At 68.1% G+C, this 13,871-nt stretch carries 10 protein-coding genes; 2 read left to right on the plus strand and 8 right to left on the minus strand.

What is annotated here, in order from left to right:
• Positions 1-72 precede the first annotated feature (72 nt).
• The 7 genes from GOBS_RS16855 to GOBS_RS16885 all read right to left on the minus strand — a co-directional run bounded on the left by GOBS_RS16855 (position 73) and on the right by GOBS_RS16885 (position 11,159).
• Positions 73-1,974 (minus strand): acyl CoA:acetate/3-ketoacid CoA transferase, encoded by a 1,902-nt coding sequence (locus GOBS_RS16855; protein WP_012949469.1) that lies wholly within the window; start codon positions 1,972-1,974, stop codon positions 73-75.
• Between the two features lie 13 nt (positions 1,975-1,987).
• Complete coding sequence (locus GOBS_RS16860; protein WP_012949470.1) at positions 1,988-2,173, minus strand: hypothetical protein; 186 nt, start codon at positions 2,171-2,173, stop codon at positions 1,988-1,990.
• Positions 2,174-2,567: 394 nt separating this feature from the next.
• Positions 2,568-4,133, minus strand: coding sequence for a GntP family permease (locus tag GOBS_RS16865; RefSeq protein ID WP_012949471.1), 1,566 nt, complete (start codon positions 4,131-4,133; stop codon positions 2,568-2,570).
• Between the two features lie 236 nt (positions 4,134-4,369).
• Positions 4,370-4,936 (minus strand): dihydrofolate reductase family protein, encoded by a 567-nt coding sequence (locus GOBS_RS16870; protein ID WP_012949472.1) that lies wholly within the window; start codon positions 4,934-4,936, stop codon positions 4,370-4,372.
• 422 nt (positions 4,937-5,358) lie between these two features.
• Positions 5,359-5,574, minus strand: a complete 216-nt coding sequence (locus GOBS_RS16875; protein WP_012949473.1) for a hypothetical protein — start codon at positions 5,572-5,574, stop codon at positions 5,359-5,361.
• Positions 5,575-6,635: 1,061 nt separating this feature from the next.
• Complete coding sequence (locus GOBS_RS25600; RefSeq protein ID WP_081448912.1) at positions 6,636-10,787, minus strand: nSTAND1 domain-containing NTPase; 4,152 nt, start codon at positions 10,785-10,787, stop codon at positions 6,636-6,638.
• 45 nt (positions 10,788-10,832) lie between these two features.
• A complete protein-coding gene (locus GOBS_RS16885) occupies positions 10,833-11,159 on the minus strand; it encodes a CU044_2847 family protein (RefSeq protein WP_012949476.1) in 327 nt (108 codons plus the stop codon).
• 386 nt (positions 11,160-11,545) lie between these two features.
• Between GOBS_RS16885 and GOBS_RS29375 the strand changes: the two genes are divergently transcribed.
• Entirely contained in the window at positions 11,546-11,782 is a 237-nt protein-coding gene (locus GOBS_RS29375; RefSeq protein WP_041241540.1) for a DUF4326 domain-containing protein, read from the plus strand.
• Between the two features lie 99 nt (positions 11,783-11,881).
• On the opposite strand, the gene GOBS_RS16895 is transcribed toward GOBS_RS29375, so the two are convergent.
• Entirely contained in the window at positions 11,882-12,211 is a 330-nt protein-coding gene (locus tag GOBS_RS16895; RefSeq protein ID WP_012949477.1) for a histone-like nucleoid-structuring protein Lsr2, read from the minus strand.
• Between the two features lie 688 nt (positions 12,212-12,899).
• Between GOBS_RS16895 and GOBS_RS16900 the strand changes: the two genes are divergently transcribed.
• Positions 12,900-13,709, plus strand: a complete 810-nt coding sequence (locus GOBS_RS16900) for an IS5-like element ISGeob3 family transposase (RefSeq protein ID WP_012948966.1) — start codon at positions 12,900-12,902, stop codon at positions 13,707-13,709.
• Positions 13,710-13,871: the final 162 nt, after the last annotated feature.

The raw sequence follows: 13,871 nt of genomic DNA on the forward strand, positions 1-13,871 counted from the left end.
CCGAGGCGTCGGTGACGCACGGCCCACGCCGTCCCCGTCAGCGGAGCTCGGGGCGTGTCCACCGGCAGGCGATCAGCGAGCGTGCTCGCTGAAGTTGGCGTAGAGGTCGTGCTCGGAGAACTCCCGGCCCAACTGGCGCCGGAAGAACGCATTGGTCGAATAGCGCGTCGAGGAGAGGAAGAAGCGCTCCTCGTTGCTCCTGACCATTGCGAAGAAGGGGTCAGCTGCGTCAGGGCCGAGGTCGAAGTTGTCGTAGTTGACGACGACGTGCACCCGGCGGTCGAGCGCGGAGAACCGGCGGTCGAGGTCCCGGGCCAGGTCGTCGGCGTCCTGCGCGGTTCCCAGCCGCAGCCCCTCGAAGTTGACGTAGACGGTGTCGGTGGCGGCGTCGAACCGGAAGCGCTCGTCCATGCCGACCGGAGGCCGGTCGCGCAGCCCCATCGGCCGGTCGCGGAAGATGACCTCCTCCATCGTGCAGAGGTCGTCGCTGACGACCGGAGCGACGTCCATGTGGGCCAGCACGTCCCGCTCCACGTCGACGCCCGGGGCGACCTCGACCAGCTCGAGACCCCGCTCGGTCAGCCGCAGGACGCACCGCTCGGTGACGTAGTGGACGGACTGCCCGCGCTCCGCGGCCAGGCGCCCGTTGAAGGTCACCTGCCCGACCCGGTCGCGGAACTTGGCGACCGCGCCGGTGTCGTCGACGACCAGTGCGCCGTCGCGCACCGCCACCCGCGAGCGGGCGGTGAACGTGCCGAGGAAGAAGATCGCCTTGGCGTTCTGGCTGATGTTGATGAAGCCGCCCGCACCGGCGAGCCTGCGACCGAAGCGGCTGACGTTGACGTTCCCCTCCGCATCGGCCTCCGCCATGCCCAGGAACGCCTGGTCCAGCCCGCCGCCGTCGTAGAAGTCGAACTGGTACGGCTGGTCGATGATCGCCTGCGGGTTGACGACGGCGCCGAAGCTGAGCCCGCCGGCCGGGATGCCACCGACCCCACCGGGCTCGACGGTCAGCGTGATCAGGTCGAGGATCCGCTCCTCGGCCGCCACCGCCGCGACCCCCTCGGGGATGCCGATCCCGAGGTTCACCACCGCGTTGGTCGACAGGAACATCGCGGCGCGGCGGGCGATCACCTTGCGCGCGTCGAGGGGCATCGGGGCCAGCCCGGTGCTGGGCGCGGTGATCTCCCCCGTGTAGGCGGGGTTGTGGGCTTCGGCGAAGGTCTGACCGTGGTTGGCGGGCTGCGCGACGACGACCGCGTCGACCAGGATGCCGGGGACCCTCACCTCGCGCGGGCTCAGCGTCCGGTGCTCGGTGACCCGCTCGACCTGCACGATCACCACCCCACCGGAGTTCTTGGCCGCCTGCGCCATCGACAGCACCTCGAGGGTGAGCGCCTCACGCTCCATCGTGATGTTGCCCTCGGGGTCGGCCGTCGTCCCGCGCAGCAGGGCCACGTGCACCGGCTGCGCGGGGAAGAACAGGTGCTCCTCCCCGCGCAGCGTCACCAGCTCGACCAGTTCCTCGGTGGTGCACTCGTTCATCCGGCCGCCCCCGTGGCGCGGATCGACGAACGTGCCGAGCCCGACCTTGGTCACCACGCCCGGGCGCCCGCCGGCGATCTCCCGGAACAGGTGGCTGATGACCCCCTGCGGCCAGCAGTACGCCTCGATGCGGTCGTCGAGGGCGAGCACGCCCAGGCTCGGCACGAGCCCCCAGTGCCCGCCGATGACCCGGCGCACCATGCCCTCGGCGCCGAAGTGGTTCAGTCCGCGCGCACCGCCGTCGCCCTGGCCCGCCGCGTAGACCAGGGTGAGGTCCCGCGGCGAGCCGGTGGCCTCGAACCGCCGTTCCAGCGCGAGCGCCAACTCCTCGGCGAACCCGACGCCGACGAACCCGCCGGTGGCGACGGTGTCACCGTCGAGAACGATCTGCGCCGCGGCGTCGGCCGAGATGACCTTGTTGCGGTGCACCGGACGGCGGGGCTCAGCGCCGGCCGGCGCCGGCCGGCGCCCGAGCGGCGGCGAGGACCCGCGTCACGTCGCTGCGCGCGGTCTCCCGGTCGAGGACGACGGCGATCACCAGAAGCACCGCGGCACCGGCGAGGTCCAGCGAGCGGCGCGGGAGCCGACCGGACGACGGGCCGGCGGTCCTGCGCAGGAGGTGGCGCACGGTCCCCGCGAGGGCCGTCGTGCAGGGAACCGTCGGGGCTGCGCAGCTCGGCGCCGCACGGGATCGGGCAGTGCCCACGGACGACTGTGCCGATCCACGGTCACCTCCTCGCTGCCCGGAGCGTGGCCACAGCATCCACGGGTTGCGCCACGTCGGCGAGTCGTGGAGCTGCCCGACGCCGGACAGGGAGGGACGCCGGCGAGGGAGGCCGCGGTGTCCTGGTGTTGCCGCGGGGCGGGATCGGTGCACCGGACCCCGATCGACGACAGCCGCGGAGCACCGCAGCGAGGAGCGGACGGCGGCAGTGCTCCGGGTGACCGGCTGGCCGGCCGACCGTCGCCGATACGGCATGCGGTCGGCCGGCCTCCCCCGGGCCTGTGCGGGCGGGCGCGGGTCAGAAGCCTCCGAAGAGGGTGCCGAGCACGATCACCACGATCAGGGCCAGCACCGGGATGGCGACGGCCACCACGGCGATGTCCTTGTAGGACTGCCGATGGGTCAGCCCGCAGATGGCGAGCAGGGTGATGACGGCGCCGTTGTGCGGCAGGGCGTCGAATCCACCGGAGGCGAGGGTGGTCACCCGGTGCATGAGCTCGAGGCTGATGCCCTGCGCCTCGGCGAGGTCGCGGAAGGTCTCACCGAGCGTCTGCAGCGCGATGCTCATGCCGCCGGAAGCCGAGCCGGTGATGCCGGCGAGCACGTTGACCGAGACGGCGAGGGAGATCAGGGGGTTGTCCGAGACTCCCAGCACGGCGTCGCGCACCACGCGGAAGGCCGGCAGCGAGGCGATGACCGCGCCATAGCCGACCTCGCTGGCGGTGTTGAAGATGGGCAGCAGCGAGCCCATCGTGCCGGCGTTGACCGACTCCTTGGCGCTGGCGAACCGCTTCCAGTTGAGGGCGAGGATGAGCGCGCAGGAGGTGACCAGCGCGACGATGATCGCCCAGATGCCGCCGACGGTCTGGATGTCGGTGGCGCCGTAGGCGTCCTGCGCCAGGTAGTCGGTGTCCATGGCGGGGAAGACCCACGTCACCAGTACGTAGTTCAAGGCGACGACCACGAAGATCGGCAGGTAGGACACCGCCACCGACGGCCGGTTCGCCGGCTGCTCGGTCTGCACGTCGACATCGGAGCTGCCGGCCGCGGAGCTGTGGGCGGGCCGGTCGAGCTCTCCGGTGGGGTCGGCCGCCCCGGTGCCCGGGCCGGCCGCGCCCCCACCCGGGCCGGCCGCCCCGGAAGGCAGCGGGCGCGGCCCCCCCGAGCCGGCGGCACCGGGTGCGGTGTCGTCGGGGTCGTCCGGGGTGCGGGAGGGTTCGTCGAGGTACCCCTCCCCGGCCGCCGCGGCCCGCCGCGCCCGGAAGGTCAGCCAGGCCATGCCGCCACCGAACATGATCAGACCGGCGATCGTGCCGAGGACCGGCGCAGCAAAGGCGTTGGTGCCGAAGAAGGGCGCCGGGATGGCGTTCTGGATGGCCGGGGTGCCGGGCAGCGCGGTCATCGTGAAGGTGAACGAACCCAGCGCGATCGTGGCCGGGATGAGCCGCTTGGGGACGCCGGCCTCGCGGAACAGCGCCGCGGCGATGGGGAACACCGCGAAGGCGACGACGAACAGCGACACGCCTCCGTAGGTGAGGATGCCGCAGGACAGGACGATCGCGAGGATCGCCCGCGTCCCGCCGAGCTTGTCGACGATGGAGTGCGCGATCACCCGGGCCGCGCCGGAGTCGTCCATCAGCTTGCCGAAGATGGCCCCGAGCAGGAACAGCGGGAAGTAGGTGATGGCGTAGTTGCCCAGGGCTGGCATGAAGACCTGGGTGTAGGTGGCCAACAGTGGCAGGCCCCCGGCGAACGCGGTGGCCAGCAGCGCCATCAACGGCGCGAGGATCAGCACGTTGATCCCGCGGTAGGCCAGCACGATCAACAGCACCAGCGACAGGATGATCCCGATCAATCCGAGCATGTGACGTTCCTCCCTGCCAGCGGCTCTCTCCACGACCGTGGCGGGCAGTCATCGTGCCCTACGCCACATCGCCCCTTGCGCCCCACCGGCCGGGCGGCGCACGGCCGCCGTGGACCCGGCGCTCGGCCGAGCGCGGACCCGGTGCGGACCGGAGCCGTCCCCATACGCTCGGGGCAGCACGGCCACGTGCTCCCGGACGCCCCACCCGTCCTGCTCGGACCGCTGGACGTCGGCACCTAGGGCCGTCGGACGGTGTAGCGCAGCAGGACGACACCGTTACCGAACCGCCGGTTCTCCACCAGCTCCAGGTCGGTCGGGTCGTCGGCGGTCTCGAACAGCCGTCGACCGCGGCCGATGACGACCGGGTTGATGTACAGCCGGTACTGGTCGACCAGGTCCAGCCGGCGAAAGGTCTCGACCAGGTCGACCCCGCCGAGCGTCATGTCCCCGCCGGGCTGCTGCTTCAGTGCGCGGATCTCGTCGGCGTCCACCTCTGCCCGCAGCGAGGCGTTGGGGCCGACCTCCTGCAGCGTGCGGGAGAACACGATCTTCGGCACCGCCCGCCAGATGCCGGCGAACTCGCGCATGGTCGGCGGGGAGTCCGGGTCCTGGTCGGCCGTCGGCCAGAACTCCTCCATGAGCTCGTAGGTGACCCGGCCCTCCAGGAAGGTGCTGTTGGTCGCGAGCTGCTCGTTGAAGTGCGCGTGCAACTCCTCGTCGACGAGGTGCCAGCTCAGGTCGTGGTCGGGCCCCTCGAAGTAGCCGTCCAGCGACAGCATCATGTGCACGACGATCTCCCGCATGCGTCCTCCTGATCCACGACTCGGTCCGGGAGCTGGGACCGGCGGACGCGGGCAATCTCATCGGGCCGCGGACACCTGCCGCGGTGGACGCCGTGCTCGGCCGGGTCGCGGACCCGTGCAGACCGACGCCCACCGCTGACGGCGCTCCTGCGGGTCGGCGGAGGCGACGGACGAGTCGGCCTGTACGCCGGGAACGGTCAAGCAGGGAAAGGACCCGTATCGACGCGATGGGAGACCGTGCTTGGCCAGCATTAATCACCCTCTGTAGTCACAGGCCGTCGCATCCTGACGCGGTGGGATGCGCCTCGGCTGTGCCCCTGAACGGCCGACCCGGGTTTGTTGAGCCGGGCCGCGGCCTCTTCTCGTACTAGCCCGCCAAATATCTCTGAGGGATGTGGGGTCCAGGGGGCTTGCAGGTGGGGTCAGGAGGGCCCGGTCCGGCCCCGCCCATCCGCGTTCGGCCCGTTGAGCCGGGCGATGAGCGCGTCGAGGTGGGCTGTGAGGCTGTCGATGTCGGCGTCAAGCCGCCCGAAGGCTTTGCGGATCGCTCTCCGCTGCCAGACGAGCAGCCCCCAGCACGCGACCGCGTAGACGCCGAGGACGCCGACCACCAGCCACCAGCCGGCTGCCTCGCTCATGTTTCTCGCCTCGGGCGGCGGAAGCTCGGCTGGTCCTCGGCCTGCTGGTGCCATGACCAGCTGAGAGCGGCCTGCCTGGGACCCGTCCAGGCGACGGTTGCAATAATCGGCCGCATCGCTGACATGGGCGAGACCCTATGACTCGATCGCCCTGGCGGAGACTGCCGTTGGTCGGGGGCTCGCCTCCGGTGTCCCGTTACGCGGTTGCGCCGCAGTGCGCCCAGCCGGCCGCACGGGGGACCCGAGGTTGATGAACACGACTGTGGCCCCCTCGCACTACCCGGCTCAAGGTTTCTGGGGGATGTGGGGTGCCGGGGTAACGCTGAGCATCGGAAGTCGTCCTCTGTTGGAGTCATGCGGATGGGATGAATCCAGCATGATCAGCGTGCCCGGGCGGGAATGGTGACGGCCCTCACCCCGCACGACCCGCTGAGAAGGCTGCTGAGCTTGTTGCGCTCGGCGGTGTCCATGGTCATCCGCCAGCGGTACTTCACCTGAACGCACTTGATCGCGTAGTCACAGCGGTTCGCTGTCAGGGGTGGCAGCCATTGGGCCGGGTTGTGGTGACCCCTCGGAGGAGTTGACGTTGTCGGTGACGGCTTCGAGGGTCGCGCCGAAGGAAGGGTCGTGGCGCAGCGCTGCCGATCCGCGGCAGGCCAGCTACGAGCGCCGAACTCCCAGGCTTCCTTGAGGGCGCCGCGGTGATCGATGTCCATGTCGCTGGCCCGCGTCCACACTGCGCGGTCGTAGGGGCTGATCCAACGCCCCGACAGCACGGCGCAGCGCCGGGTCGTGCACGGCTGCCTGCGCCGCCGCACCCACTACGACGACGCACCGCCTGGCACACCGAACTCGATCAAGCTGCCGCTAGACGCTTACCACCGTGGGATGTCTGAAGGCGGCCTCAGACATATTCGAGGACTGAGCCCGGAGGTCGCCGTGTCGGGCCTGGTTCACATGCAAGAACTCGACGAGCGCGAGCCCTAACGATCGCTCGTTCGGCCCCCGATCACTCGTCCCTGCTTCAGGGCGCCACTTCTGGCGCAGAAGCGGTAAGGCTCTCAGCCGCATGCTGGGATGTAGTCGACCCCTAGCACGTACCGGTCCCACTCCTTGGCGCTCAAACTATGGTCTCTCAGGATTCTGCAGATGGTGTCGAGAGCTGCCGATGGTGTAAACGAAACGACGTGTACCCCCGAACCGGATACGATGAGGTGCTCGTTGTCGGGTGTAAAGAGATAGTCCGACGCATAACTGGCGACCTCACCTACAAATTCTCCGTCAGCCGTCCTCCACACCGATATGTAGGGGCTGGCGCCGTCGCTGGTAGCGATCGCAATGTATTCTTCGTCAGGACTGAACCGAGCGAGGCTCGCAACCAAGTTCGACGGCCCTGCGGCCAATCGTCGCGGCGACTGCTTGGTGTCCTTCATGTCCCAAAGTCGGGTGTTGGCTGACGTCACGACGCTCAACCACCTGCCATTGGGGCTGAAGTTGACTGCGCTAGCCCCGTCGACGGACAGCTCTGTCAGCTTCTTCCCCGCATGCTCCCACAGTGTCACTGTGCCGTGGGAGTCGTAGGTGGCCACGGTTTGACCCGTGGGATGAACGGCAAGACCTTCATTTCCCAATACGTACCCCTCGGGCAACGGGAAGTGGGAGCTGAGAGCTCCGGTCTCAGCGGACCACACGCTGAGCTCTAGGGATTGGGTACCGTCCGGCGAGTCGACGGAGGCTAGGAACTGCCCACCGGGGTCGAACGCAAGGGCCTTAGGTGTGCTGGTGGGTCCCTCAAGCTGCCTACCTTGCCCGACCGGCGTGATCGATATGTCCGTCAAGACGACCCGATTCGACGACTCGTCCCACTGTGCGTAGTAGTGCCCGTCGGGGCTGAGCGCTGATGGCGGTGCCTGAGAGTCGGACGGAAGCGGCGAGGCAGGCAGGAGCTCCACCCGTTCACTGCCGTCCAAGGCATAACTCTCGACGCCGCCGGTCGAAGATTCACTGAACGTGACCGTGATGATGTGATCGGGGTCGTCCTTCGGAAGGGCAATCTGCGAGGCATCGACCGGCACTTCGCGGTGGGTCACCACCTCGGTAAGACCAACTGCACCTCCGCCCGCGGGAAAGGCGATGAGCTGTCCATCACCGCTGAGCGATGCACCCTGCGGGAAACCTCCCAGCCACGGCAAGGTGAAGCTCGCCGCCAACTGGCGACTGGATACGTCGATCAGATAGGCACCCCCCTGTACCATGTTGCTCTGGGTGATGGCCCATTGACTGTCAGGTGTGAAGGTCGGCGTCGATCCCGTGAACGCAAGCTGTGACGCGTCCTCGAGCTGCTTTTTTCCCACGACATCCCACCAGAACATGTGGCCCTGTCCGTCAACACAGAGGGCAACCTGTCCATTAGGGGCGATGCTTAGACTCGCACCCTGACCAGGTTCTGCCACCCGGCCATGGGTTGCGACTTCACGCGTACGGATGTCCCAGCGCTTGATTTCGCCGTCGTCCATGTACAGGACACTAGAGTCGGCTGTGAAGCCGAACGAACAGGTTAAGGCGTCTGTCAGAGGGATTGACGATTCGAGTTGGGGGTTGTCTGCCCTCCACAACTCTATTCCCTCGTCTGTACAGAAGGCCACAAGAGTATCGTTTGGCGAGAACTGAAGCGTCCCGGCACTGTAGGCGCTGTCCACGTCAGCGGATACAACATCGACCCGGTCGTTAGCGGGAGACCACAAGGCCACCCACGACTTGGTGCCCCATAGCGCTAACGCGATCATCCTCCCGTCGTGGCTGAATGCTGTGCCGCCGATGCCTTCGTCCAATGGTCCGGTGGCGTACAGAGGCTTGTCGTTCTTCACATCCCAGAGCGTTATACCGCCGTCGCCTTGCACGGCGAGCACGTTCGAGTCCGTGGGATTGAATTGGACGCCACTTACGGATTGCAGGGAGGTGAGCAATAGAGCATCCGTGTCTTGGTGATCAGTGGCCATTCTCGTCAGAATCCGTGTCGCCTCCGGAGAGTTTGCCCGTCTGTATGCAGCGGCCGCGAGCGCCAAGGCGACATCCGGTCTTGAACCGGCCAGGGACATCGCTTCACTGGCTAGCAAACTAGATTCTGCGACTCGAGACTGTTGAGCAGCCTGATTGCGCTGCTTCGTCACCACCACGCCAAGCCCTGACGCAACGAGTAGCAACACGGTCAACGTGGCCACGGCCAGGCGCAGTCGGCGCACCGACCGTCCCCGGAAGGTCTTGCTCAGCTTGATGAAGTCCTGTTCGGTCTCGCTGAGGTCGTCCTGTCGCTCCTGCAGCCAGCGCTCCGCCTCCGCGAGTTGCGCTCCGCGCAGCAGTGCCCCCGTGTCGCGGCGCACCTTCTCCCAGGCCGAAACCGAGGCGCGCAGCTGCTCCTGCCAGGCGCGGAAGGCCATGTCCTCGGCCACCCAGGTGTGGAGGCGGGTCCAGCCGTCGATCAGGGCCTCATGCACGAGCTCCACGGACTCCGCGCCGGCGGCGTCGCGGTCGGCGACCAGGAGGCGAGTCGCGGCTATGCGCTGCCCGAGTTGCCAGCGGGCCTCACCGAGCTCCGCGCGACGCGCCACGCGACGCACAGGGGCAGCGTCTGAGGGGCGGACCAGTTGGATGAAGAGGCGCCGCGCTTCGTCCTGGTCCTCTGGGCGCACCTGTTCCGAGAAGACTCGTTCGGCGTACGTGGCCAGTGCGCCGTCGACACCGCCGAGTTCTTCGTAGGCCGCGTGGCTAAGCAGTCCTCGCTCCTGTTTCTCCCACAGCAGGGTCAGCGCAAACTCCAGGAGAGGCAGGCTGCCGGGCTCCTCGCCGACGTCCCCGAGGATCCGCTGGACCAGGCCAGCCTCATACCGGACATCCGGCGGCAGGGGCCTCAGTATCACCGACCGGAGCTGGTCCCGACCCATCTGGCCGATGGTGGTGACCGAGTCCTCGAGCGCCTGGGCCATGACCGGGTCCTGGAGCGCGTTGCCGAGGAAGTCGGCACGCAACGTGAGCACGGTCGTGAACGCCGACTGTGTGCCGCGCTGATCCGGCAGGGCGGACAGCAGTGTCCGGATGAATTGGGTGGCGTCGGCCGAAACGCCGCGACCGAAGAGTTCCTCGAATTGGTCGACCACGAGCACCAGCCGGGTCGCGTGCTGCCGCACCAGCACCCTGCTGATGACATCGGGCAGGTGACCGTCGCGCAGGACGTCGGTGAGCGGGTCCATGGCGGCGAGCCGCTCCGTCTCAGAGCGGTCCGGCTCGAGCACGGGAAGGATCGCGCCGGCCAAGGCGTGCAGTGGGGACGATGCCTGCGCAGGGCGCATGCTCACGCTTACCCAGCCCGGCTGCTGCAGCAGCTGCGGCAGGAGCCCGGCGAAGACCACCGACGACTTACCGCTGCCCGAGGGGCCCACCACCGCGACGAGTGGCCGGCGCGTGACCTCCCGCACCAGTCGGTCGGTGAGGTCCTCCCGGCCGAAAAAGAGCGAGGCGTCTTGAACCCGGAACGGGTACAGGCCGCGATACGGGCAGGGAGGCAACGTGTGGCGAGCCAGGGGCGGAAAAGCGTCGATCAGCGTGCTGGCGGGGATCAGATATGCCGTACGCAGATCGCTCCGCGCATCCGCCGCCACGGTCATGCCAACCACGCCTGCCAGCTCATCGTCCCAGACCGGACCACCGCTGAAGCCCGCTTCGACGGGGTAGCCGGAGGAAATCGCTTCCATCTGGACCCAGCCGGCGCCCTGGGAACCTCTCAGGACCCCGGCCGCCCATACACCGTGATCGTGACGTCGGGGAAATCCGAATGTCCGGAACGGATGTCCCCAGAAGTCGTCGGACGAGACGAGCCGGGCGGGAACAGGACCCCGTGGGAGTTCGCCCCCGAATGACAGGATGGCGATGTCACCCCTGTCGCTGGGGTCGACCGGGTGCCACACCTCGACGCGGGCCTGCGCCGAGGCCATGGGGCCGACCAGGGGGAAATCGACGGTGACGGTGCCGTCCGGAGTCTGCCTGTCATGGACATCTCGGCCAAGGGCTCTGGCGACGACGTGGGCGCAGGTAACGACATGGGTGGGGTCGATAAGGAAGCCGCCACCGATCACGTCACCTGCGGGCGACCGCACGCGCGCTACTGCAGCATCAAGGTCGAAGGGAACACCGACGGGCCGGCCGGCCTCCTGCTTCATCTCGCGCCCACTTTCGCCGCGCTGCGCAGGTGTGTCGCCGACGGTTCACTCTCGTCCAGGACCGTTCGGCGACCATGACAATTTGACGCTGAAGTGGCCTTCCGCGGACGTCTTGGCGATGATCGCTCCGGCCTCACCCGCGAACTTGACGCCGAACTCCAGTTCGAGGCCGTCCGGCGACAGCGTCTGCAGGACGTTCATGGAAGCCCGTGCCGCATCGCGCACGTCCGCGAGGGCGTCTGTCAGACGACGGCCCGCTTCGACGACCCCGTCCTGACCACGGCTGACCCGCTCCACACCGAAAGTGTCCTCGTCCACCTCTACGAGTACTGCCGAGCCCTCGTCTAGGTGGAAGCGCACGACCTCGCTCACGGCGCCTCCCTTGGCTTCGCGAGCAGTCTCGCAGCTCGTAGTTGCCTGCGATAGACGGCGGAGACCCAGGGTCAGGTCGGTACGGGCCAAACTTCGAAGCCTGAGGACTCTTCGGGTCTTGCCCACGTTCTAACGTTGTTCGCCGGGTCAACCGGGCCGCGCTCCCCCGCGGCAACTCTTCGCCAGTCACCACGGACGTTGACGTTCATCAACCCTCAGCTCCGCGGACGCTGGCTGTACAGGCCACGCACCTTGTTGAGCGGATTGCAGCTGGTCACCTCGCTGCCTACATTGCCGCGGAAATGAGTTGAAGCCAGCCGCCCCAACAGCCGTCACGTCGGTGTCCCTGAATGCTATGACAACGGGGGTTCCCCCGGATCACGCTTGTGGTTAGAGCCGGCAGCTGTGACGGAAGGAGGCCCGGTCCTCACAGCTACGACGACGGCGTCCGCGTCGTCCGCTGCCAGGACATTGCGACCGCGATGGCGTGGTTCCGTCGCTGGGCCGCCGGCGACTACGCCGCCGAGGCCCGCCGGCTCCTGGGCGGCCATGATCTCGCCTGCTGGTGCCCGATGGATCGGCCCTGCAACGCCGACGTCCTGCTCAAGCTGGCCAACCGATGACCGCCGGCGGCCCGAGGCCGGTGAGGAGCAGCTGAGGACGCTAAGGCCCGTCGCCGGCCCCGGCCCGCCCGTCGCGCGCGCCGGTCGGGGACGGTGGGCTCAGTTGCCGGCGGCCCGGAACTTCTCTACGACGTCTGCCTTGATGCGCCCGCGCGCGTTGACCTCGATGCCCTGCCCGGCCGCCCACGCACGCACCGCGGCCGGGTCGTATCCGGTGTACGGGAGCTTCGCCGGCGGCGCGCTCCGGCGTCCGCCGGTCACCCTCCGCGCAGTGTCAACGTACCGAGAAAGTCCGTCCCGCATTTCCGCTGCGTTCTCATGCGAGAGGTCAATCTCGTACTCGGTTTGGTCCAGGGCGAACCTAACGGTCGTGTTGGCCGGCTCACCGGTGAGGTCATCGAACAGAACAACCTGGGTCTTGGTAGCCACAGAGCAAAAGAGATCAGAGACGCAGACGGGTTGTCAACCGACCGGAATGCCATGAGCTGAGATAAGCAGCCCTCGGCGACGCCCGTCGAAAGCTGGGCGGTTGCCCACTCAAGGTGCTCGAAAGGCAACGCGGTCGACGCAGAGACGATGGGCATCCACCCGGTCTCCGACGCGCATCACTAGGCTACAACGGCGGCCCACCCTCACCCAGACGGGTCCGCCGGGGCTTTTTGCCGCTCAGCAGCCGGCACGACATGCCGGTCCTCCGACGAGCACGCCTGACACTCAGGGGTGCCCGGCCACCCACCAGCGAACGGCGGCCAGTACGTGCCCGAGGGAACAGCAGGATTGGTGGTTGGCATGGGATGACATCGATCCCCATGCCCACTTCATAACCACCGGCCCACTGCCGTCACCCGTGCCCCGGCGACGGTCGAACAGCGGTGGAGCCGTCGCTGCGGAAGCCGATCACGAGGGCAGTCACAGCCAGCGCCGTCCAGCGAACGATCTTCCTGTTCGGCCGCACGTGCATGCAGTGAGGTTTTCTCAGCGGATTGGTGGCCGACTGGATTGCCTGTGTTGAAGAGTGCAGGTCAGCAGCCGGTCGGGCGTGTCGCTGCATAGAGCGTGGGGCCCCGCATCGAGGATCGGTTCTGCCTAGGAACGATCGTCACCGCAAGGACCCCACGTGATCACCTACTCTGCCACGCTCGACGTGCCCGCTGAAACCGCCACGCTGCTGACCGAACTGCTGATCGCCGAACGGCTGCGCCGGGGCACCGGCGTGGGCGCCCGCGCCGCGTCGGCCCGAGAGCAGGCGGTGCTGGTGCTGCGCTGGTTTCGCGAGGACGCCGACATGACGGTGCTCGCCGCCGACACCAAGATCTCGATCGCCACCGGCTACCGCTACCTGCACGAAGGCATCGACGCCCTCGCCGCCCACGCACCAGACCTGCACCAGGTGCTCGAGGCCGGCAAGGCCGCCGGCTGGACCCATGTCGTGCTTGACGGCACCCTCATCCGCACCGACCGCTGCCGAGTGAAGAACCCCGACACCGGTCATGACCTGTGGTTCTCCGGCAAGCACCACACCCACGGCGGCAACGTGCAGATCGTCAGCGACCCCGACGGGCACCCGGTCGCAGTCTCTGACGTCGAACCCGGCTCGACCCATGACCTGGCTGCCGCCCGAGCCACCGGCTTCCTCGGCGCGCTGCAGGCCGCAGCTGCCCTGCTGGGCCTGCCCGCGCTGGCCGACAAGGGCTACAACGGCGCCGGCGCCGGCGTGCTGACCCCAACCAAGGGCCACGGCCTGCATCCGGACAACCTCGCCCGCAACCAGCTCATCGGCTGCCTACGCGCCGAAGGCGAACGCGGGATCGCGCTGCTCAAGACCCGCTGGAAGGCGCTCAACCGCATCCGACTGTGCCCTCAGCGGATCGGCGCCGTCACCAAAGCAGCGCTCGTCCTGACCCGCGCCGAACGACCAATCCGTTGAGAAAACCTCAGTGACATTTCTCTGGGCGTCCAGGGGGCATCTTCTGACCCCAACTTCTCTTCAGCTATTTCTCCCGCACCAAGCCGGTAGCTACCTTGCTCGGCCGTGAGCTGTCGCAGGTGCAGGGGGTTCGGCGTCGTCCGGGGCGGCGGGTTACGCATC

This window comes from Geodermatophilus obscurus DSM 43160, from assembly GCF_000025345.1.
Taxonomy (GTDB): domain Bacteria; phylum Actinomycetota; class Actinomycetes; order Mycobacteriales; family Geodermatophilaceae; genus Geodermatophilus; species Geodermatophilus obscurus.

Coding starts and splice junctions, on each gene's coding strand:
- GOBS_RS16870 (WP_012949472.1), bottom strand. CDS start 4,936: ATGCGGGAGATCGTCGTGCACATGATGCTGTCGCTGGACGGCTACTTC.
- GOBS_RS16875 (WP_012949473.1), bottom strand. CDS start 5,574: ATGAGCGAGGCAGCCGGCTGGTGGCTGGTGGTCGGCGTCCTCGGCGTC.
- GOBS_RS16865 (WP_012949471.1), bottom strand. CDS start 4,133: ATGCTCGGATTGATCGGGATCATCCTGTCGCTGGTGCTGTTGATCGTG.
- GOBS_RS25600 (WP_081448912.1), bottom strand. CDS start 10,787: ATGAAGCAGGAGGCCGGCCGGCCCGTCGGTGTTCCCTTCGACCTTGAT.